The sequence below is a fragment of the Novimethylophilus kurashikiensis genome (assembly GCF_003112435.1).
Classification (GTDB): Bacteria; Pseudomonadota; Gammaproteobacteria; order Burkholderiales; family Methylophilaceae; genus Novimethylophilus; species Novimethylophilus kurashikiensis.
The window spans coordinates 540,364-560,307 of the sequence record NZ_BDOQ01000003.1 but is presented as its reverse complement, the minus strand read 5'-3'; the positions used below and the strand labels follow the sequence as shown (position 1 = coordinate 560,307).

20 protein-coding genes are annotated in these 19,944 nt (G+C 56.3%); 7 read left to right on the top strand and 13 right to left on the bottom strand.

Annotated features, from left to right (window positions below):
• Positions 1 to 46 precede the first annotated feature (46 nt).
• Positions 47 to 892 (top strand): HDOD domain-containing protein, encoded by an 846-nt coding sequence (locus tag NMK_RS06200; RefSeq protein ID WP_109014875.1) that lies wholly within the window; start codon positions 47 to 49, stop codon positions 890 to 892.
• A 43-nt stretch (positions 893 to 935) separates the two neighbouring features.
• Here NMK_RS06200 and NMK_RS06195 read toward each other — a convergent pair whose 3' ends face one another.
• Genes NMK_RS06195 through NMK_RS06185 form a run of 3 tightly spaced genes read right to left on the bottom strand, consistent with a single transcriptional unit; the run spans position 936 to position 5,231 of the window.
• Positions 936 to 3,749: a valine--tRNA ligase gene (locus NMK_RS06195; protein ID WP_109014874.1), complete on the bottom strand. Its 2,814-nt coding sequence runs from the start codon at positions 3,747 to 3,749 to the stop codon at positions 936 to 938.
• The gene (locus NMK_RS06190; RefSeq protein ID WP_109014873.1) at positions 3,746 to 4,651 is read right to left on the bottom strand and encodes a hypothetical protein; all 906 of its coding nucleotides are present in this window, start codon (positions 4,649 to 4,651) and stop codon (positions 3,746 to 3,748) included. Before NMK_RS06190 ends, NMK_RS06195 begins: the two co-directional genes overlap by 4 nt.
• 22 nt (positions 4,652 to 4,673) lie before the next feature.
• Positions 4,674 to 5,231 (bottom strand): LemA family protein, encoded by a 558-nt coding sequence (locus NMK_RS06185; protein WP_109015087.1) that lies wholly within the window; start codon positions 5,229 to 5,231, stop codon positions 4,674 to 4,676.
• Positions 5,232 to 5,343: 112 nt separating this feature from the next.
• Here NMK_RS06185 and NMK_RS06180 point away from each other — a divergent pair, with 112 nt between their 5' ends.
• The 3 genes from NMK_RS06180 (at position 5,344) to NMK_RS18240 (ending at position 7,967) form a co-directional block, all read left to right on the top strand.
• A complete protein-coding gene (locus tag NMK_RS06180) occupies positions 5,344 to 5,793 on the top strand; it encodes an NfeD family protein (protein WP_227871387.1) in 450 nt (149 codons plus the stop codon).
• A gap of 10 nt (positions 5,794 to 5,803) precedes the next feature.
• Positions 5,804 to 6,646, top strand: a complete 843-nt coding sequence (locus NMK_RS06175) for an SPFH domain-containing protein (protein ID WP_109014872.1) — start codon at positions 5,804 to 5,806, stop codon at positions 6,644 to 6,646.
• Positions 6,647 to 7,064: 418 nt separating this feature from the next.
• A complete protein-coding gene (locus tag NMK_RS18240; RefSeq protein WP_146187132.1) occupies positions 7,065 to 7,967 on the top strand; it encodes a hypothetical protein in 903 nt (300 codons plus the stop codon).
• 389 nt (positions 7,968 to 8,356) lie between these two features.
• Here the strand turns inward: NMK_RS18240 and NMK_RS06170 are convergent, their stop codons facing one another.
• Entirely contained in the window at positions 8,357 to 9,253 is an 897-nt protein-coding gene (locus tag NMK_RS06170; RefSeq protein ID WP_109014871.1) for a recombination-associated protein RdgC, read from the bottom strand.
• 135 nt (positions 9,254 to 9,388) lie between these two features.
• Here NMK_RS06170 and NMK_RS06165 point away from each other — a divergent pair, with 135 nt between their 5' ends.
• Together NMK_RS06165 and NMK_RS06160 are read left to right on the top strand one after the other, a co-directional pair.
• Positions 9,389 to 9,670: a type II toxin-antitoxin system RelE/ParE family toxin gene (locus NMK_RS06165; protein WP_109014870.1), complete on the top strand. Its 282-nt coding sequence runs from the start codon at positions 9,389 to 9,391 to the stop codon at positions 9,668 to 9,670.
• A 7-nt stretch (positions 9,671 to 9,677) separates the two neighbouring features.
• Entirely contained in the window at positions 9,678 to 9,968 is a 291-nt protein-coding gene (locus NMK_RS06160) for a HigA family addiction module antitoxin (protein WP_109014869.1), read from the top strand.
• Here NMK_RS06160 and NMK_RS06155 read toward each other — a convergent pair.
• From NMK_RS06155 to NMK_RS06115, 9 genes are all read right to left on the bottom strand, one after another.
• Positions 9,965 to 10,708 carry a HesA/MoeB/ThiF family protein gene (locus tag NMK_RS06155; RefSeq protein ID WP_109014868.1) on the bottom strand — a complete coding sequence of 248 codons (744 nt, stop codon included), beginning with the start codon at positions 10,706 to 10,708 and terminating at the stop codon, positions 9,965 to 9,967. The genes NMK_RS06160 and NMK_RS06155 overlap by 4 nt on opposite strands.
• 10 nt (positions 10,709 to 10,718) lie before the next feature.
• Complete coding sequence (locus NMK_RS06150) at positions 10,719 to 11,417, bottom strand: prepilin-type N-terminal cleavage/methylation domain-containing protein (protein WP_227871386.1); 699 nt, start codon at positions 11,415 to 11,417, stop codon at positions 10,719 to 10,721.
• Complete coding sequence (locus tag NMK_RS06145) at positions 11,414 to 12,529, bottom strand: hypothetical protein (protein ID WP_109014866.1); 1,116 nt, start codon at positions 12,527 to 12,529, stop codon at positions 11,414 to 11,416. The genes NMK_RS06150 and NMK_RS06145 overlap by 4 nt, the downstream gene beginning before the upstream one ends.
• Positions 12,530 to 12,934 (bottom strand): hypothetical protein, encoded by a 405-nt coding sequence (locus NMK_RS06140; protein ID WP_109014865.1) that lies wholly within the window; start codon positions 12,932 to 12,934, stop codon positions 12,530 to 12,532. It abuts the gene before it with no gap.
• On the bottom strand, positions 12,931 to 13,380 hold the full coding sequence (locus tag NMK_RS06135; protein ID WP_109014864.1) for a hypothetical protein: 450 nt from the start codon (positions 13,378 to 13,380) through the stop codon (positions 12,931 to 12,933). The genes NMK_RS06140 and NMK_RS06135 overlap by 4 nt, the downstream gene beginning before the upstream one ends.
• Before the next feature lie 116 nt (positions 13,381 to 13,496).
• Positions 13,497 to 14,939, bottom strand: coding sequence for a hypothetical protein (locus NMK_RS06130; protein WP_146187131.1), 1,443 nt, complete (start codon positions 14,937 to 14,939; stop codon positions 13,497 to 13,499).
• Positions 14,936 to 16,135: a type II secretion system F family protein gene (locus NMK_RS06125; RefSeq protein ID WP_109014862.1), complete on the bottom strand. Its 1,200-nt coding sequence runs from the start codon at positions 16,133 to 16,135 to the stop codon at positions 14,936 to 14,938. Before NMK_RS06125 ends, NMK_RS06130 begins: the two co-directional genes overlap by 4 nt.
• A 13-nt stretch (positions 16,136 to 16,148) precedes the next feature.
• Positions 16,149 to 17,840: a GspE/PulE family protein gene (locus NMK_RS06120; protein ID WP_109014861.1), complete on the bottom strand. Its 1,692-nt coding sequence runs from the start codon at positions 17,838 to 17,840 to the stop codon at positions 16,149 to 16,151.
• Between the two features lie 87 nt (positions 17,841 to 17,927).
• A complete protein-coding gene (locus NMK_RS06115) occupies positions 17,928 to 19,157 on the bottom strand; it encodes an AmpG family muropeptide MFS transporter (RefSeq protein ID WP_109015085.1) in 1,230 nt (409 codons plus the stop codon).
• 120 nt (positions 19,158 to 19,277) lie between these two features.
• Here NMK_RS06115 and NMK_RS06110 point away from each other — a divergent pair, with 120 nt between their 5' ends.
• A complete protein-coding gene (locus NMK_RS06110; RefSeq protein WP_109014860.1) occupies positions 19,278 to 19,940 on the top strand; it encodes a sulfite exporter TauE/SafE family protein in 663 nt (220 codons plus the stop codon).
• Positions 19,941 to 19,944: the final 4 nt, after the last annotated feature.

Here is a 19,944-nt window from a genome sequence, read left to right as displayed (position 1 = left end):
GTTAAATAGTGCTTTCAGCATGCAATAACAGGTAACAATCCACCCCATGCTAGTAGCGTCCCAACCCAAAGAAATCGAGCCAGCAGAAGTTCAGGCCATACTCGGCCAAGGCGTCACCTTGCCACCCCAGCCCAAGGTGCTCATCGAGATCGATCGATTAGCCAATGAGCCCCGGGTCAGCGCCAAGGCCATTGTAGCTAGCATTGCGACAGACCCTGCCTTGATGGCGGGCTTGTTCAAGGTCGTCAATTCGCCCGCAGTCGGCCTTTCCAAGCGTGTGGATTCCGCGGAAATCGCCATTAATGTGCTAGGCCTGACGCAGGTCGTCAATATTGTCAAAAGCATCGCCGTCCGTCAGGCTTTGGGGGGCAATTCCGCAGCATTCGAGAAATTCTGGGAGCGTTCCGGGGATATTGCCCAGATCGCCGCCATTATCGCCAAGAAGCAATATTCCATCTGCAGCATTCCGCCCGACCAGGCTTATATGGCCGGGCTTTTCCACGATTGCGGCGTGCCGGTGTTGATGCAGCGTTTCTCCGATTATTGCCAGAGTCTGGCGAGCGGAGCGTGGCCCGACCTGGTCGAAGAAGACAAACGCCACGACACCGATCATTGTGTCGTGGGGTATATGGTGGGTAAGCATTGGCGCCTCCCCGACCTCATTCTGGGCGCAATTCGCCATCACCATGAAGTCCCGACGGTTATTCATCCATTCAAGACGATCATCGCCCTGCTGCAAACAGCAACCCATATCTACAATGTCATGCAGAAATTGCCGGTAGAGCGCGAATGGGCTGCTTGTGCGGAATTGGCCGTCGAAGAGCTGGGCATCAGCCTCAACGGGATGGAAGAGTTTGAAGAAGAGGTGGCAGAGAACTTTACCGCCGGTTGAAATGAAAAGGGGAGCACCTTGAAAGAGCTCCCCCTATTAGGCCTTACTTCAGTTTTGCGAGCTGTGCTTGCAATTTTTCCAGCGTGGAGCGGAAATTCTCCAGTCGTTCCTTCTCCTGGGCCACCACTGCAGCCGGGGCGCGTTCTACGAAGCTGGCGTTCGATAGCTTGGCATCCGCTTTTGCGATTTCACCTTGCAGACGTGTCACTTCTTTGGATAGACGCTCCTTCTCGGCGGCAACGTCGATTTCCACCTTGAGCATCAAGCGGAACTCGCCGGCCAGGGCCACGGGCGCATCGGCATCCGGAAGTTCAGCCACGATCTCAACCTCGGCTAACTTGGCAAGCGGCTTGAGGTAAGGCGCGACAGCCTCCAAATCGGCCTTGGGACCGGCAGCCACCAGCGGCACTTTCTGGGCCGGGGACAGATTCATCTCGCCGCGCAGGCTGCGGCAGGCGTCCACGGCTTGCTTGAGGTTGGCCACCCAGGTTTCCGCAGCCTCGTCGATCTTGGCGGTATCACTCTTGGGATACGGTTGCAGCATGATGCTCTCGCCGTGGCGATCTGCCAGCGGTGCAACCTTCTGCCAAAGTTCCTCGGTGATGAACGGGATGACCGGATGTGCCAGGCGCAGCACGGTTTCCAGCACGCGCAGCAGGGTACGGCGCGTGGCGCGCTGCTGGGCTTCGGTACCGTTTTGCAGTTGGACTTTAGCCAACTCGACGTACCAGTCGCAGTACTCGTCCCAGACGAACTTGTAGATCGCCTGCGCCACGTAGTCGAAGCGGTAATCGGCAAAGCCTTTCTCGACCTCGGCCTCGGTGCGCTGCAAAAGACTCACGATCCAGCGGTCGGCCGGCGAGAAGTGCAGGTAGCCCTCCGGTCCGCAGTCGTGGTTGCAAGGTTGCATACCGCAATCCTTGCCCTCGACGTTCATCAGTACGAAGCGTGTCGCGTTCCACAACTTGTTGCAGAAGTTGCGGTAGCCCTCGCAGCGGTGCATGTCGAACTTGATGTCGCGGCCGGGGCTGGCTAGCGAGGCGAAGGTGAAGCGCAGCGCGTCTACACCGAACGCTGGAATGCCCTCGGGGAATTCCTTGCGCGTCTTCTTCTCGATGCTTTCGGCCTGTTTGGGGTTCATCAGACCAGTGGTGCGCTTCTTGATCAGCTCGTCCAGGCTGATGCCGTCGATCAGGTCGATCGGATCGAGCACGTTGCCCTTGGACTTCGACATCTTCTGTCCTTCCGCATCGCGGATCAGGCCGTGTACATAGACGTCCTTGAACGGAATCTTGCCGGTGATGTGCTTGGTCATCATGACCATGCGCGCCACCCAGAAGAAAATGATGTCGAAACCTGTCACCAGCACCGAAGACGGCAGGTAGAGGTCGAGCGCGGGGTTGGATTTCTCGGGCCACTCAGGTGTCCAGTCCAGCGTGGAGAACGGCCACAGCGCGGAGGAATACCAGGTATCCAGCACATCCGGATCGCGCGTCAGCACGCCGGCGTAGCCTTCCTCATCGGCCAGGTGGCGTGCTTCTTCCTCGTTGTGCGCGACGAACACTTCGCCGTTGACGCCGTACCAGGCCGGAATCTGGTGACCCCACCACAATTGACGCGAGATACACCAGTCCTGGATGTTGTTGAGCCACTGGTTGTAGGTGTTGACCCAGTTCTCGGGTACGAAACGGATTTCACCGTCAGCCACCACATCCAAAGCTTGTTGAGTGATGCTCTTGCCGTCTTTGCCCGGCTTGCTCATGGCGACGAACCACTGGTCGGTGAGCATGGGCTCGATCACGACATTGGTACGGTCGCCGCGCGGCACCTTGAGTTTGTGCTTGTCGATTTTCTCCAACAACCCAAGCGCTTCGAGGTCGGCGACAATCGCCTTGCGTGCATCGAAGCGGTCCATGCCCTGATATTTTTCTGGGGCATGGTGATTGATCTTGGCATCCAGCGTGAGGATGGAGATCATCGGCAGGTTGTGGCGCTGGCCTACGGCGTAGTCGTTGAAGTCGTGCGCCGGGGTGACCTTCACTACACCGGTGCCGAATTCGCGATCCACGTATTCGTCGGCGATTACGGGGATTTCGCGGTCGGTCAGCGGCAGCTTCACCATCTTGCCGATAAGGTGTGCGTAGCGTTCATCCTCGGGGTGCACCATGACGGCGGTATCGCCCAGCATGGTTTCGGGGCGGGTGGTGGCGACGGTTAGCGTGTCGGAGCCGTCAGCCAGCGGGTAACGAATATGCCAGAGGAAGCCGTCCTCTTCTTCGCTCACTACTTCGAGGTCGGAAACGGCCGTGTGCAGCTTAGGATCCCAATTGACCAAGCGCTTGCCGCGATAAATCAGACCTTCGCGGAACAAACGCACGAAGGTTTCGGTAACGATCTTGGACAGACCGGAATCCATGGTGAAGCGCTCGCGACTCCAGTCGGGCGAGGTGCCCAGGCGGCGCATCTGGCGCGTGATCGTGCCGCCGGAGTATTCCTTCCACTCCCAGACTTTTTCCAGGAATTTTTCGCGGCCCAGGTCGTGGCGCGAAACGCCTTGCGCATCCAGCTGGCGTTCTACCACGATCTGCGTGGCGATACCGGCATGGTCAGTGCCCGGCTGCCACAGCGTATTGTCGCCGCGCATGCGGTGGTAGCGCGTCAAGGCATCCATGATGGTCTGGTTGAAACCATGGCCCATATGCAACGTACCCGTCACATTGGGCGGCGGCAGCAGGATGCAGAAGTTATCGGATTTGGTGGTGTCGAGCCCGGCAGAAAAATAGCCGCTGGATTCCCATAATTCGTACCAACGGCCTTCTATGTTCTTGGGTTCAAAAGATTTGTCTAGTTCGCTCATGCCGTGGATTTTACCACGGCCAACCACCCGGCTGCCCCACCCGCCATCAGGAACAGCCCCAGATGAAACCAGCCCCAGCGCACGTATTTGCGCACCAGTTGCTGCGGTGAAAGGTTGGCGATGAGGTAGTGACGACCGTCGGCAGGCACCCGTATGACATGAACTCCAGGCTGCTGGCGGATTTCGCGGTGCTGCTTTTCCACTTCTCGCTGGGCCGCGCGTCGCGCAAGTTCCCACTCCTGCAGGTCGATCTGGCCGTCCTTGTTGAGGTCGAAACGTTCGAGCAGCATGGGGCGGTTGCGCTTCCATTCCGCCAGCAGGGCCGAGACGTCTTCGTTGAGGTTCAAATCGCTGTTGGCGCCGCCCAACGTGGAAAACTCACCCAGCACGTAGAGGTTGTCGCTCGGCATTAACAGTTCCTCGATGTGCTTGTAATTGCCTTCGTACCAGGTATGGACGTGGGTAGTGATGACTTCCGCATCGTCCGGGTCGACCAGCACGCGTCCCGTGCCGTCCTCGATGCCGAACATGCTATCGCTGGTGCCGCGATCGACCACTTGCCATTTTTTTTCCGAGTCTTTCTGGTAAGTGACGTAGCGGTACCACACGCAAGGCAAGCTGCCGAGCTTGCCTTCGGCGAGATATTCCTTGTCACGGCAGGCGCGCCCATAGATTTCCGCATAACCTTGGGCTGCCGAGCCGATCTTGGAGGTCGGGATATCGGCAATGGCGCGGTTGCGGCGCAGGTTGGCCGACCAGGCCAAGAAGCTGATGGCAGAAATCGCCACCAGCGAACCGGTCCAGGCCAGCGATGTGCCGATCTTGAATGCCACCAGCAGCAAGACCAGATGGCTGCCGGAGGTGATGAGGTTGGCGTAGCCTACCCTCAGCGTTTTCAACATGTAGCGCTAACCGGGCTTGGTTTTAGCCGAAACGCTGCGCGATGTCGACATCCTGCAAATCGGCGGCTTCGAACTTCAGCAAGTCGAAAGATTTGAAATTGAACATCCGTGCCACGACGAGATCGGGGAACTGCTCAATGCGCACGTTGTTGATGTTGACGCTTTCGTTGTAGAACTCCCGCCGATCGGCGATGGCATTCTCGATGCCCGTGATGCGGCCTTGCAGGTGCAAAAACTGCTCGTTGGCCTTGAGCTCAGGGTAGGACTCCACCAGTGCGAACAGGCTGCCGAGCCCTGATCTAAGCGCGGACTCCGCAGCGCCAAGGGCGGCAATATCCTGGCTCTCGCGAGCCGTAGCGACGCGGGCGCGCGCCTGGATGACTTTCTCCAGCGTCGCCTGTTCGTACTGCATGTACTGCTTGCAGGTATCGATGAGCTTGGGCAATTCGTCGTGGCGCTGCTTGAGCAGCACGTCGATATTGGCCCAGGCCTTGGCGACGTTGTTCTTGATGCCGACCAGGTTGTTGTAGGCCGTGATGAAGTACACCAGCGCGATGGCCAGCACCGCCCAGAAAATCATGCCTCCCATTGTTTTTCTCCCTATTCACGCGGGTGATTTCCCCGCCCCGCAACTCTAATGAATTCTGCTAGGATTTCAAGCCACTATAACAAGCAAGGACGAGGGGGCTTTCATGCTGCAACCATTGTGGAGCTGGGCGATTCTGGGTTTGCTGCTGTTGGGCATGGAAATGCTGACCGGCACCTTTTATATCCTCTGGTTCGGTATTGCGGCCCTCTGCGTTGCGCTGCTGATCGCGCTCTTCCCCCATCTCTCCACCGCTATCCAATTATTGGCATTTTCCGTATTGTCGCTGGCCTCGCTCGCCGTTTGGCGCCTTAAATACGCCAAGACCCAGCCGCAACTTCGAGTCGGGCAATCACGCGGCGAAGAGCTTGGACGTGTAGGCCGCATCACCCAGCCCGTCTCGCCCTCAAGCCAAGGTCGCATCGAATTCACGGTGCCCGTGCTTGGCAGCCGCGATTGGATCGCCATTTCAGAACAAACCCTGCAACCCGGCGACGAAGCCCAAGTGGTCCGTGTCGAAGGCAACTATCTGCGCGTCGAGCGTAAACAACACTAAGGAGCTCACCATGCTGTCATTCCTCATCGTTCTCTTGTTCCCCGTTGCCGTCGGCATCTGGCTGGGGGTGCGCATCGTGCCGCAAGGCGAAGAATGGGTGGTCGAGCGCCTGGGACGCTTCCACCGCGTGCTGGAGCCGGGCCTCAACATTATCTTCCCCATCATCGACCAGGTGCGCTACAAGGTCACTACCAAGGACATCATCCTCGACGTACCGGAGCAGGAAGTGATCACGCGCGACAACGCCGTCATCCTTGCTAACGCGATTGCCTTCCTCAAGGTCACCAACATCGAGCGCGCCGTCTACGGCATCGAAAACTTCCGCGAAGCCATGCGCAACATGGTGCAAACCAGCCTCCGCTCCATCATCGGCGGCATGGACCTCAACGAAGCCTTATCGTCGCGCGACCGCATCAAAGCCGAACTCAAGGCAGCTATCGCCGACGAAGCCGTCGATTGGGGCTTGACGGTGAAATCGGTGGAAATCCAGGACATCAAACCCTCTGCCAACATGCAGCAGGCGATGGAAATGCAGGCTTCCGCTGAACGTGAGCGGGTGGCACTGGTAACGCGGTCGGAAGGCGAGAAGCAGGCGATTATCTTGAATGCCGAGGCTCGGTTAGAGGCTGCACGCAAGGATGCTGAGGCTCAGGAAGTTGCGGCTAAGGCCAGCGCGGAATCCATGCGCATCATTGGGGATGCGGTGAAGGACAGTAATTCCTCAGCGACTTTCCTGTTGGGCGACCGCTATATTCATGCGCTTCAAAAGCTGTCGGAATCGGATAACAGCAAGCTGGTGCTGATGCCGGGGGATTTGATTGCGGCGGTGAAGAATTTGGTGGGGTCGAAATAGCAGTGGAAATGGACGTTTTTGTCATTCCGGGGGCTGCGTAGCAGAACCCGAAATCCAGAGGTTTGAGAAGGCGGGGGAAACTCGGTTTTTTGTTGGGTTAAAACCGTCGGTCTCGCCCGACAGGCGAGTTCTTTTCTTGTGCTCGCCCACAAGAAAAGAACCAAAGAAGAAGGCTCCCCTCCGCTGCTCACCAAGTCGGGCGGTTGCGGAACTCGGGCTTGCAGCCCTCAGGCAGTCCTCGCCGACTACCCCCGACTTGGCTGTGCTGCTCGGCGGTGCATCAGGAAAAGGGCCGCCAATTACCTATTTAGGTATAGGTTGTAGTGTTAAGACGCATTGTTTCTTAATAAAAACTTTCTAATAAATGATGCCAATACCATTTTTATTATTTACATTTTTGTTCTCGCTAACATTTCCTATGAAAGCGGTTTCTTACGAATTGGATGCGGCGACAAAAGCTTTGCTTAACGAGGTTTCAGGGTTTAGCTGGGACGGTCCTGAGTTCAAGCGGGAGTGGACTCCGTTCAACGGTCGTCTCATAGATAACATTCTTGCAGATCAAACTATTGTTCGCTTCGCACTTGATGGATCTTTGGGCGGAGCATGTTCACGAATTCAGGTCATTCGTGACGGCAAGATCGAGTTTGATAAAGAACTGCAAAATAATGATGAATATGGTGCACATCTTAGCTGCACCTTGATAAGCAGTATCAGTCCAGTAACTACATATCCAAAAATACTAGTCTCGCATAATTCTGGAAGCGCACACTGCTGCTATAAATATGAGTTCTATTCTATTTTTCCGCCCAAATTAATTGCCAAGTTATCTACAGGCAACGCTAGTCTTGAGGTGGGGGATGAGGCGCTTTCAACTACCGATGATACCTTTGCATATTGGAATACTTCTTTTGGTGAGTCGCCAGCTCCGGCAGTAGAACTTTTATTCCAAGGCACTAAGCTCACAGTTAGTCCTGAATCTATATCCAGACATAGTGGGTGGGATGGGCAACTATTCGAATTAGTAAAATACGAGCTATCAAAATCCCCTTACGCAATAAGAGAACAATTCCACGTACATCGTGAAAATGAGTGGGGAGTGCCCCCAGTGCTATGGCAGGAAATGCTAAATTTTCTTTATGCTGGACAACCAAAGAATGCTTATATTTTCTTTAATGAAGCATGGCCTGCTGATGTTGGAGGAAAAGACGTTTTTTTTAGGTCTTTTTTAAAGCAACTCTGGACTAGTCCTTATTACCCAGAAATCTGGGTGTTGAGTGGATATCCTAAAGAATTTGCGAGACCAGAAAGTGCAGGGAACTAACAACATGAATATCGCAGTGTATCCCCTGTGCACCCGCCGAGCAGCACAGCCAAGACGGAGTAGTCGGCGAGGACTGTCCTAGGGCTGAAAGCCCGAGTTCCGCAGCCGCCCGGCTTGGCGAGCAGCGCAGGGAACCCTCGTAGAAGGCGGGGCGCGGGGTGCCCTTCTCTTCGGTTATCCTTCTCTTGGGCAAGCAAGAGAAGGTAACTCGGTTGTCGGCCGAGACCGAGGGTTTTGGTTCTAAATTCAAAAGCACTGGAATCCGGATCAAATCGGGAATGACACCCCTCACCCCATCCCTCTCCCGCAAGGGGCGAGGGAGTTAAAACACCTGAATTTGAACCAAGTCTGGAATAGCTGATTAAGGCTAGTTATCGGGTAGCAAGAAACTACTCAGCCGTAACCTCTCCCCCCAACGCCCCCACCACATCCCCCAACATCTTCCTCAACTCCCCCGTCATCAGCGCGAAGTCGGTAGCAAACGCATCCTCCTGCTCATCCTGCCGCGCCTGTTCCTTGATGATATCCAGCGGTGCCAAGCGCTTGATCTGCAGGTTGTCGTGCAGCACGAACGAAAGCTTGTCGTCCCACGTCATCGCCAGGCGGGTGACTTCCTTGCCCGATTGAATGTGCTTGGCGACCTCTGTGTCGTCCAGTGCATGGCGAACGTAGCGAATGGTCGCTCCGCTTTCGCCGCGACCGCGAAGTTCGCAATCCTGGTCCACGGTGAAACCGCTGGGTACTTCGCCGCCGGCGAGCCAGTCGGTCATGGCGGTGCAGGGCGAGATTTGAGTACGCAGGAAGGTGGAAGAATAGTTGTCCAGGCTCTTGATGAGCATTTCCGTCACCTCATCCGCCTTGGTGACATTGGCGGCGTCGACCACCATCCACTTGTGTTCGGGGTCGATCCACACGTGAGTTTTGCGGCGGATGGCGAAAGCGCGGGGGATCAGCTCGTCGGTGACGGCTTCCTTGATCTCCTTCATCTGCTTGCGGCCCGGCTTGTAGCCTTGCTGTTCTTCGATCTCAGCCGCTCTTGCCTTGGCAACCTGGTTGATAACGCTGGAAGGCAGCAGTTTTTTTTCTACGCCCAGCGCGATCATGAAAGCGCCGCTCATCGTTTCGACCAGCGATTCGCTATTGTCCTTGGGCGACACCCAGCCGCGGTTTTGCACGTCCAGGCCATTGCAAGATTGCAACGCCAGCTTGCCGAGGTTTTCTTGCAGGGTATCGGCGGTATCGGTCCAGTTGGTGAGCCGGTAGATGAGAAGATTCTTGAACCACATCTGCGTTTGCCTTAGAGAGAGAAAAGGGGGCGGATTTTACCCGAGAACAAACGTTTTCTGAGCGGTTGGGTTTGCTGAGGAGCGCTAGATTTGTAACGCATTGCGTTATATAACGTATGGCGTTACAATTTTTGTATGATTATCGGCTTTGCCTCAAAAGAAACAGAAAAAATCTGGCACGGCACAGTTTCGCTGAAGCTGCCGCGTGAAATTCAGCAGGTCGCCTTGCGAAAACTTTTCATGCTCGATAAGTCGCAAACATTGGAGGATTTACGCGTTCCGCCGGCCAATCGGCTGGAGATGCTGAAAGGCGACCGAGCCGGTTTTTACAGTATTCGAATCAACGACCAGTGGCGGATTTGTTTTATCTGGACAGAAGCAGGACCGGACCAGGTCGAGATCGTTGATTATCATTGAGATACCTATGGAAACTTTGAACAACATTCACCCCGGCGAAATTCTGCTTGAGGAATTTCTGAAGCCGATGGGGATCAGCCAGAACCGGCTGGCGAATGCTATCGGCGTGCCACCCCGCCGCATCAATGAAATCGTGCTGGGCAAGCGCGCGATTACCGCTGATACCGCGTTGCGGCTGGCCAAGGCCTTGGGTACTTCGGTGCAATTCTGGATGGGGTTGCAGGACGAGTACGAGCTACGCGAGGCTCGCAGCAATATCCAGGATCAATTGGATCGGGTTCTTCCGCTCGCGGCCTAGCCGCATACCGCACAGCTCGGATCTTTCTTCAGCTTAATGTTGCGCCACTCCATTGAGAGCACATCGAGTAGCAGCAATCGGCCTTCCAGGCTCTCACCGATGCCTAGTAGTAACTTCATTGCCTCCGCCGCCTGCGCGGTGCCTATCATGCCGACTAGGGGCGCGAATACGCCATTCTCGGCGCAGCGCATTTCCTCGTCGGCACCCATGTCGGGGAACAGGCAGTTGTAGCAGGGGCTGGTGTCATTGCGGAAGTCGAAGACGGTGATCTGGCCTTCGAAGCCGATGGCGGCGCCGGAGACGAGGGGTTTCTTCAGTGAATGACAGATGCGGTTGAGCACATAGCGAGTACGGAAGTTGTCGCTGCAATCGATGACCACATCGGCTTGCCGTGCCAGCTCCGTCATTTCTTCCGGGGTGGATTTCTTGGGTACTGGAACGACGGTGATTTCCGGGTTGATGCCATGCAGCGTCTGCTGTGCGGAAACAGCTTTGTTAATGCCGACAGCAGCGGTGTTGTGGATCACCTGGCGCTGCAGGTTGGTGAGATCGACATTATCGAAATCACAAATTGTGAGCTTGCCCACGCCGCCAGCGCCAAGATACAACGCGGCTGGCGAGCCCAAGCCACCCGCACCAACGATGAGAGCGTGCGATTCGGCCAGTTTTTGCTGGCCTTCAAACGCGATCTGGGGAAGCAGGATGTGGCGGCTGTAGCGCAGGAGCTGGTTGTCATTCATGCATCATAGTTTAAGGCAGTTGGCCGGCCGAGACCATGCGGTTGAAGTATAGGGTGGCTGGAATCCACAGGACGAAGTCGTCAAATTCGCCACCTGGTGCTGCAGTGTTGGCGGTGAGTTCGCGGCTGAAAAATGAGGCCGTACCGCTAGCATTGGCGTCTTCATCGCTATTGGTGGTCGATCCGTCTGCTGCTTGAATGGCTTGATCGGAATAGCTCCAGCGCCCGTTTTTGCCGAAACTTAGAACAACGGCGATCACGGTACTGGTGTTGGTGAGATTGATAGCGGTGCCGGTTGTATCGCGGGTTTTAATTAGGATATCAGGCGTGCTCGTCAGGCTGACTTTGGGCGTTGCATCGATAAAGACTTGCGTGGCACTGTACCGATAGAGATGCCCCCAGCCGTCGAGTTTGGGCACGGCGAGCTCTGACCACGGCAGAAAGCCCACGCGCTTGTTGCAAATTCCGGAGACCGCCCGGTCCTCGCGGCCGTCGGAAACCGATATGGCAGGGCAAGGCAAATGCCCGTTCGCCATGGCAAAACCCAGCAAGGCTTCTCGGATATCGCTCATGGCGCGGCGAGTCTCGGTGTAATTGCGCTGGTCGAGCTGCGCTGAAATCGGCATCAACAAGCCGCCCAGCATGAGGCCGACGACGACCAGTACCACTGCCATCTCGATCAAGGTAAATCCGGCGGCCGCTTGCTTCATGGCAACGGGCATTGTTTGACTAGAGTATTGGTGGCGCAAACGCGCGTCGTCCAGACAACGCTGCCTCCGCCTACACGAATACTGGCCTGGGTCTGTGCACCTCGCACCGAGAGGCAGCCGGTTCCGCATTGTTGGGGAAATGTCGTCCCCGGCTGGAAATCGCTGCCGACGGAATAAGTGACGAGCGGCAGCCATTGGTTGTTGACCAGCCAAACGTTGAGTGCAGAAACGGCGAAATTGAGGTCGCCATAGGGGATGTATTGCGAGGTCGATCCTGACTGCTGGACATAGCTCGCATTTGCAGCCCAGGGGTAGACATGGTTTTTGTTGTAATACCAAAGTAAGCCGTAGGTGGGATTGCTGGTGCCCATGAGTTCCAGCGCGATGCGCTTACGCAACGGGCCATAAATGTCTTCGGCACTGATGGCAATGAGATTGTCGTTGAATGAAGTTGTCGGGACGGAGACGACGAAGGTCAACGCGCCAGTTACCGCGTCGTAATTGCCGGTGGCGTTGTTGATGCCGTTCAAACTTTCCAGGTAATTCGACGCTGTCACGTTTCCACCGCAGGTTGTCGCGGTACTAGTCCTTGCTTGGCCTGACCTCGGTGCTCCCGGGGCCAAGATTACGGCAGCGAGCTTACTGGCGAGCACGTTGCCGTTCTTGTCCTTCAGGGTGATCGTTCCCTGGGTGTTGCCGTTAAGCGGAAAATTGACGCGGCTGTTGCTACCGGAGACGTTCATGGTGTTGCGAAAGATGGGAGATAACGCGTACCACAGACATTCGTCGTCGCCGTCCCGCAAATCGCCGGTCCCGAGTTGCTTCCATGGCAGGCGTCCGATATAGGCGGTGCAATTGGTCCCGCTCGTGGAGGCGCTGCCGCTGTTGGTCGTATCCGTGCATGGCAGGGTGCCGGGTTTGCTGGCGTTGGAAACACTCCAGCCTATCAATGCTGCTTTGGCAGTGGTGAGCGCGGCGGCTGTTTTCTGCTCGCGCAGGGTTTGCGAGCTTTGAGACAAGGTGTTGCGGGCCAGCCAGGAGGTCATCGCAAGGCCGAGCGCCAGTACCAAAGCCATCGCGAAGATACCTTTTTGCCCGCGTTTTGGCGCCATTTAATGGGTGGTCCCCGTTTGTTGCACCACAATGTTGTCTACTGCTTTCCCTGTGACGGTATCGAGGTGCTGTCCCGGACGCAGTGAGAGCCGGTGCTGCGGAAGGTCGAGGCGAACGCGATCCGAGTTCTGGCGCAACTTACCGATCTGAACGTTCTCTTGATGGGTGTCTTCCTGAATCGGCTGACGGTTTAGCCAGACCGTCCCTTTGCCGTCACTGCGCTGGACAATGCCGTTTATCTCCAGCTTTGGTAGCGGGGCGGGAGTGGATGGTGGTTGCGGTGGGGACGATTGTTCGAGTTGCCGTCTTTCGGCCGGGGTGAAGAACAGGCGTCCCAGTGGCGAGGGATCGGCCAGCGCGACGGCCGAGTAAATATTAATTAAGAAAATGGCCCACTTTTTCATATCGCCGCCTTGGATTCGGAAAACGTAATCCACTGGAATTCGCAGTGCGCATCAAGTTCATGATGAAGCTCTTGAGTGGTGACAATGGTGCACTTGCGGGGGATGACCGGAGCTAGCTGCTGAGACGGGAGTGCGGCAAACAATTGCAACAACGCTTCCTCATGCATCAGCAAAAGATGCAGCCGCATGACAGAACTGCTTAGTTGCAGCCCGGAAGAGGCGTCTTTAACAATCTGCGGCTGATCGAATTCATATTCAATCGGTTGCCAATGATGCCTTGCGGCAATATAGCTTAAATGGTCGATCCAGGCTTTACGGTTTTCTTCTCCGATCAAGCCTCGTTGTTGCAGCTGCCGATAACGCGGCAAGTCACGGGCCATTTCGGCTTCTTCCGCCACTTGGGCGCGCAGTTGTTGCTTGGCATTTAAATAAGCTTGATTGGCCATATCCCGATTCAGGTGTGCCTGGGATGCCCATCTCAAGGTTACGGTGAGCGTAGCGATACAGGCGAGCACAATGCATAGAAATACGGCAACTCTGTATTTAAGCGATCGGAAAAGCACTAAGTGCTCTCCTTGAATTTGATGCGAAGGCGAAATGTTTGTGGCGTTAGCGTGTTAGGTGATTGTGTATTTCCATGGAGCGGCTTGGCGACGTCAGGCTGTTCATTCTCGATGGTCGCAATCGATGGATGCGCTTTTAGATGCGTGACCAGAGTATTCAGTAACGTAGCGTCTCGGCTGTGGATTTTTCCCTCGACAACGGCGAATTGCGGTGCATTGGGCACTGGCAGTACTGTTGCGTGCTCCCCCAGTTGCCATTCCAGCTTGTCGAGTTGGATCTCGGGTAGCTTGTCGAGGGCGGCCGATAGTACTTGCATGAATTCCAGCGGAGTGCGGTAGCTGTGTTCTATTCGCGACGCCAATTCGACAGTGGCGTATAGCTGTTTTCCTGATGGCGTCTGTGAGTGAGGTTTCGCTGAGGCATAAGGCGGCAATTGACGGGTCAGCTTAGACAAATCTTCAGCCTCCTGTTGAAGTTGAATGGCGGTGGAAATATGAATGCCCGCAGCCACGGCAGTGGAGGTGAGAAGTGCTGCACCGGCGAGATTCAGGCCGAGCCGCAGTTGCTGGGAGCGTGAGCGGGCCATTTGGCTAGGCTGGGCGAGATTGCCAGGACAGCCATGTAGCGCGATCACGGCCATGAATAGTAGGTCAGGGTGCTGGCTGAAAGTGTCATCAGCGAGTCGCAATTGCTTTTCGAGAATTTGCGACGGAATGACCTGACAGGTTGTTTCAAAAGCATCAGCCAAACCTGCTTCTTCTACGCCCGCAAACACGACCTGGAGAGGTGCACTGGTGCCCGCAGTCTGAGCATTGAGCAGATATAACAGGGCTTTCTCGGTTTCGCCGACCAAGTGATGCGGAGCGTCAGACGTCGCGTTGACAGTCCGGCTCATTGATAGAGCGCCTTTGACGAAATGGTTCTGGCGCAGGCTGTGCTGGTGGCGAGTGATGAGCAGAAGATTTTCGGTACTTAGGCTGAGTATGCGCGCCAGACGGTGGCATGCCACGGGCATCTGGGCGATGCCGGAAAGCGGATGCGCAGAACGTTCGACGATGTCGAGCCAAGGATGCAGTAGCGCTTCCTGTGTGAGAGCGGTAAAAAGGTAGCGGTCATCCCGGCGCCCTTCGGATTCGCGTCCCATGCAAAGCGCTGCCTTGTAGACGTGGCTTGGCTGGAATTGGTCGAGCTTGCGCCGAACCATTGCGGATCGCCCTATCCCAAGCACGTGCGGCAGGGTTTCCAGCTTCAATGACTCATCCGGGCTATCGATCAGGAGGTGGCAGGTGGCACCGCTGAATCGCCCAAGCCAGCGTGCGAAATTCTCATGACCGATTTCGGAGTGCTCGAAATGCTCAAGCGTGATGAGTCGATTTCTACGCCACACGCCCGCAGTGACGTTTTGGCGGCGAAGGCAAACGATGATTTTGCTGCCCATCACAGCCGAATCTCCGAAATGGCATCGTAGATCGGCCCCAGGATCGAAAGCATGGCCAAAGCCATCAGACCGCCCAACAGAATAGTGAGCGCAGGTTCGAGCAGGCTGAACAGGGTTTCGATGGTGTGCTGAACATCGCGATCGTAATACTCGCTGACCCGGTCGAGCGCAGCATCCAGATGCCCCGTCGTCTCGCCGATGTGAAGCATGCGTATTACCAGTGGCGGAAATGTCCCGGTTTTTTGCAAGCTATCGCTTATGGCGATGCCGGATCGGATATCGTCTATGGCTGTATTGAGGTGCGACGCGACGTGCAAATTACCGACTACATCGCGGCAATGCTCCAGTGCATCAAGCAGGGGAATGCCAGTTCGGTACATCAGGGCCAGGTAACGTGCAAAGCGAGCCATGATGGATTTCTGCAGCAGGGGACCGATCACCGGAATGCGCAATTTGCGGCCATCCCAGTAGTTGCGGGCAATGGGTGAACTGGCAATGATCCCAATCGCCAATGCTAGGCATACCACCATACCCAAAAGCCAATGCCAGCCGTGACGTGCAAAATGCGCGGACGTTTGCAGCATGAGCTCGGTATGCCAGGGCAGCGATTGCCCGGAGCTTTTGAAAAAGGCCGCCATTTGCGGCACGAGATAGGCAAGCAGGAATGCCGTGGAGGCCAACACGGTCGTGAGCACGAGAGCGGGGTAGATCAAGGCGCGATGCAGTTTCTTGGCGGTTTCGTCGTGCCAGCGTAGCGTTGCTGCGAGATGTCCGAACACTTCAGGCAAGCGGCCTGTGACCTCACCGATATGAATCAGGGTGATCAACAGCTGGGGGAAGGCATGACTGTGGTGGGATAGTGCTTGTGATAAGGACTCCCCGCTTTCGATGGCGACCTTTGAATGGGCAAGCGCCAGGCGGAGGGCTGGCTGTTCGGTTGAGATATGAAGTTCGGCTAGGGCTTGCAGCAGCGGCACGCCGGCATGGAGCAACTGCTCCATTTCAAGACAGAACAAGGCTTGATGGTGCCGTGTGACGCCGCGCGAAAGGAAATTCCTAGTGCTTGCAGTCTTGAAGGAAATAAGGTCGAGACCGAGGCGATGAAGGCTATGCTCCAGCTCGAGCGCGCTGTTTGCCGCGAGCTGGCCTCTGGCAAGTTTTCCCGTTGCATCCATCGCTTTATAAGCGTAGTGATGCATGGCAGGCGCTGGGTCAGGCGAGCTGGAAGATATCCACGACGCGGGCCAGCTCTTGCAAGCTGGTCTGTCCGTCAGCCACGAGTCGGAGTCCGTCACGCGCCAGTGGCGTATAACCTCGCGTCATCGCGTTTTGCAGCAACTCTTGCTTGTTGGCTCCCTGGACGATCAGGGATTCCAATTCCGCATCGACTGTCAATAACTCCATGATCGGCCGGCGTCCGAGATATCCGCTTGCATGGCAATGGCCGCAGCCGACAGCGCGATAAACAGTGCCGGGTTCAAGATTCATCTGCGTATAAATTTGATCATCCTGCGTGTCAGCCACTTTGCAGTGTGGGCATAACGTTCTTACCAGGCGTTGGGCCATGATGCCGGTGATATTTTGCGCGATGATTTCGGCAGAAATTCCCAGGTCCAGCAATCGCACCACGGCGCCAACCGCCGAGTTTGCGTGCAATGTCGACAACACGCGGTGTCCGGTCATCGCTGCGCGAAAGGCCATGTCGGCTGTTTCCTGGTCGCGCATTTCGCCTATCAGGATGATGTCCGGGTCCTGGCGCAGAATGGAGCGAATGCCTGCAGCGAAATCCAGCTGATGCGCTTCCGGCATCGATGTCTGACGCAGGAGGCCTAATGGATATTCGACCGGGTCTTCCAGCGTCATGATGTTGACGCTCTCGTCGTTCAAGGACGAAAGCATGGAGTACAGCGTCGTGGTTTTGCCGCTTCCTGTCGGGCCGGTAGCAATGATCAGCCCTTCCGGCCGCGTCATTACGCGGCGGACTTGCTGGACTAATGTAGGACTCGCGCCGAGTTGATCGAGCGGGATGATGGCCTTGTCCCGATCCAGCACCCGGAGCACTAGGTTTTCGCCATGAATAGTGGGATGGCTAGCAACACGAAAATCGATGTTGCGTCCGCTGATCTGCTGGGTGAAATGCCCGTCTTGAGGCAAGCGACTTTCGGCGATGTCCATGCCGGCAAGTATTTTAATGCGGCCGGTAATGGCCTGGCGATGCGTGGAATGAAGGCTGCGTACTGTGTGCAGCACGCCGTCGATTCGATAGCGGATGCGCAGGAAAGTGTGCTCCGGTTCCAAGTGGATATCAGAAGCCCGGCGATTAATGGCGTCCTTGAGCAACGCATCGACCAGGCGAATCATGGGCTGCGCATAATCTTGTGAGCTTGCAGCTAAATGGCCGTAATCCCTCTCGCCTGTCTCGATTTCTTCGAGGATGCTATCCACCGACAATTCGTAGCCGTAAAAGCGATCCAGACAGGCTTCCAGCTGGGCTTCGCTCGCGAGCAATGGTTTGATCTGAATCTCGGATCCGACTTGCGCGCTTAATCGGTCAAGTGCCAGTAGGTCGGAAACATCGGTCATGGCAATCGATAGGGTCGCCATGTTTTCGTCGAAAGCGACGGGAATGGCGCGATGGCGGCGGGCCGTGGCCTCGGGAATCCATTTCAGGGCGGTCGGGTCGGGCGAGATCGAATTCAGGTCGATGCTTTCTGCCCCATGCGACGCTGCAACGGCATCGCGCAGAGCGGCATCTTGAATAAAACTCAGTTGAACGAGCAGTTTGTCGAGCGGGGTTTTGGTACGACTTTGCTCAAGGAGCGCGATGCGCAGCTGATCCTGGGTGACGAGGCCTTGCGTGAGGAGCAATTCGCCCAGCTTTGTTTTTCTTCTGAGTTCTGCCATGGTGACCGCCAATGTTGTTTTTGTTTTGGACCATTATGCATCAACTTCAACGACTCTGAACAGGGTTAGTGATTTATCCCGGCAGCGTTATTTTTCCTGCCATGGGGCTACTTTCAGCAGCAACGCCATCCCTGGAATGGCCAAGACGAAACACAGCAGGAAAAACTGCGTCCATCCCAGCCAATCCACCAGCCAGCCGGTTGCCGCATTGGCAAAGGTGCGTGGCACGGCTGCGAGGCTGGTAAAGAGCGCGAATTGCGTTGCGGTATAAAGCGGGTTGGTGGTGTGCGCGATGAACGCCACGAACGCCGCCGTGCCGAGCCCGACGCCGAAGGCCTCTACACCGATGACGACGGCTAGCCATGTCAGGCTGTGGCCGACGCTGGCGAGCCAGGCAAACCCGAGGATCGCCACCATCTGGATTGCCCCGAAAACCCACAAGGCACGGTTGATGCCGAGCTTGACCATCCAGGCCCCGCCCAACAATCCCCCGATAACGCTGGGCCAGAGACCTGCATTCTTCGCGATGAGGCCGATTTCGGTCTTGCTGAAGCCCATGTCCAGGTAGAACGGCGTTGCGAGCGCGGTGGCCATGCTGTCGCCCAGTTTGTAGAGAAAAATGAACGCCAGTACCAGCAAGGCCGAGCGCCAGCCGTGGCGCGTCATGAATTCGTGAAAGGGCTCGACCACGGCTTGCCGGAGGGTACGGGGCGAGCCTTGAATAACGGCCGGCTCCTTGACCAGCAAAGTCATGAGCAGACCGGGCAGCATGAATAGCGCGGTTAGCAGGAAGACCGTATTCCACGGGAGATGATCCGCCAGTACGAGCGACAAGGCGCCGGGCACCAGACTCGCCACTTTATACGCGTTAACATGTACAGCATTGCCGAGGCCCAGTTCGATGTCAGGCAATAGTTCACGTCGGTAGGCATCGATCACCACGTCCTGCGAGGCTGAAAAAAAGGCCACCAAGGCTGCCAGGTATGCAATCGACCAGAGATCAAGCGTGGGGTGCAAATTGCCGAAGGCCGGAATACTGAGCAGCAAGGCTATTTGGGTCAGTAATAGCCAACCGCGGCGGCGCCCCAGCGGCAGCGTGTAGCGGTCGAAAAAAGGTGCCCACATGAACTTCCAGGTAAACGGCAGCTGGATAAGCGCGAACAGGCCGATGGATTTGAGATCGACGTGTTCGGACCGCAGCCATGCCGGCAACAGGCTAATGAGGATGTAGAGCGGAAGTCCGGACGAAAAGCCGGTGAAGACGCAAATCAGCATGCGCCGGTTGAACAGCGCGGTTTTCCAGTCGGTTTCAGTCATCGCGACACCATACCCGATTTCGCAAACGCTGTGCCACAATGCAGTAGCGCAGGCGGCCCCGCCTGCATCAAACACCTTATCTAGAATGAAATGCGGGCGAGGTTGCCTGCGCTACAGGGCATGCTCGAACTTACATACTTTTCTGCTTTTCTCGTTGGATTGCTTGGTGGCGGTCACTGCGTTGGGATGTGCGGCGGCATCGTCGGCGCGGTCACCATGTCCTTGCCGGGGCAGCAGCCGAAAACACCGTTCTTGCTGGCATACAACCTGGGACGAATCGCCAGCTATACCTTGGCGGGTGTATTGGCGGGATTGATCGGCGCTTCCAGTTTCTTTTTGCAGCACGTGTTGCCGATCGAGAAAGTGCTGTACGGTCTCGCGAGCTTGATGCTGGTCGTGCTGGGGCTCTATCTCGGGGGGATTTGGCAGGGTGTGTTGGTGCTGGAGCGCGTGGGTTCCGTGCTATGGCGAAAGTTGCAGCCGCTGTCGAAAAGGTTGCTACCCCTAAAAACTGCACCTCAAGCTGTCATGCTCGGCATGGTCTGGGGCTGGCTGCCCTGCGGGCTAGTGTATTCCGTGCTAGTGGCAGCACTTGCCACGGGCAGCGCCGCTCAGGGCGGCTTGCTGATGCTGGCGTTCGGGCTGGGAACGTTGCCCACTTTGCTGGCGATGGGCATGGCTGCGGTCAAGCTCAAGGCTTGGTTGCAGAATGTTTGGGTGAGAAGAGCTAGCGGGTTGCTGGTGCTGGGGTTCGGGCTATTCGGCTTGCTGCATCTTTTGTAAGACA

What these genes read in the sequence shown, in the direction of transcription:
- NMK_RS06200 (WP_109014875.1), top strand. Translation starts at nt 47, where the DNA reads ATGCTAGTAGCGTCCCAACCCAAAGAAATCGAGCCAGCAGAAGTTCAG.
- NMK_RS06195 (WP_109014874.1), bottom strand. Translation starts at nt 3,749, where the DNA reads ATGAGCGAACTAGACAAATCTTTTGAACCCAAGAACATAGAAGGCCGT.
- NMK_RS06190 (WP_109014873.1), bottom strand. Translation starts at nt 4,651, where the DNA reads ATGTTGAAAACGCTGAGGGTAGGCTACGCCAACCTCATCACCTCCGGC.
- NMK_RS06185 (WP_109015087.1), bottom strand. Translation starts at nt 5,231, where the DNA reads ATGATTTTCTGGGCGGTGCTGGCCATCGCGCTGGTGTACTTCATCACG.
- NMK_RS06180 (WP_227871387.1), top strand. Translation starts at nt 5,344, where the DNA reads ATGCTGCAACCATTGTGGAGCTGGGCGATTCTGGGTTTGCTGCTGTTG.
- NMK_RS06175 (WP_109014872.1), top strand. Translation starts at nt 5,804, where the DNA reads ATGCTGTCATTCCTCATCGTTCTCTTGTTCCCCGTTGCCGTCGGCATC.
- NMK_RS18240 (WP_146187132.1), top strand. Translation starts at nt 7,065, where the DNA reads ATGAAAGCGGTTTCTTACGAATTGGATGCGGCGACAAAAGCTTTGCTT.
- NMK_RS06170 (WP_109014871.1), bottom strand. Translation starts at nt 9,253, where the DNA reads ATGTGGTTCAAGAATCTTCTCATCTACCGGCTCACCAACTGGACCGAT.
- NMK_RS06165 (WP_109014870.1), top strand. Translation starts at nt 9,389, where the DNA reads ATGATTATCGGCTTTGCCTCAAAAGAAACAGAAAAAATCTGGCACGGC.
- NMK_RS06160 (WP_109014869.1), top strand. Translation starts at nt 9,678, where the DNA reads ATGGAAACTTTGAACAACATTCACCCCGGCGAAATTCTGCTTGAGGAA.
- NMK_RS06155 (WP_109014868.1), bottom strand. Translation starts at nt 10,708, where the DNA reads ATGAATGACAACCAGCTCCTGCGCTACAGCCGCCACATCCTGCTTCCC.
- NMK_RS06150 (WP_227871386.1), bottom strand. Translation starts at nt 11,417, where the DNA reads ATGAAGCAAGCGGCCGCCGGATTTACCTTGATCGAGATGGCAGTGGTA.
- NMK_RS06145 (WP_109014866.1), bottom strand. Translation starts at nt 12,529, where the DNA reads ATGGCGCCAAAACGCGGGCAAAAAGGTATCTTCGCGATGGCTTTGGTA.
- NMK_RS06140 (WP_109014865.1), bottom strand. Translation starts at nt 12,934, where the DNA reads ATGAAAAAGTGGGCCATTTTCTTAATTAATATTTACTCGGCCGTCGCG.
- NMK_RS06135 (WP_109014864.1), bottom strand. Translation starts at nt 13,380, where the DNA reads ATGGCCAATCAAGCTTATTTAAATGCCAAGCAACAACTGCGCGCCCAA.
- NMK_RS06125 (WP_109014862.1), bottom strand. Translation starts at nt 16,135, where the DNA reads ATGCATCACTACGCTTATAAAGCGATGGATGCAACGGGAAAACTTGCC.
- NMK_RS06120 (WP_109014861.1), bottom strand. Translation starts at nt 17,840, where the DNA reads ATGGCAGAACTCAGAAGAAAAACAAAGCTGGGCGAATTGCTCCTCACG.
- NMK_RS06115 (WP_109015085.1), bottom strand. Translation starts at nt 19,157, where the DNA reads ATGACTGAAACCGACTGGAAAACCGCGCTGTTCAACCGGCGCATGCTG.
- NMK_RS06110 (WP_109014860.1), top strand. Translation starts at nt 19,278, where the DNA reads ATGCTCGAACTTACATACTTTTCTGCTTTTCTCGTTGGATTGCTTGGT.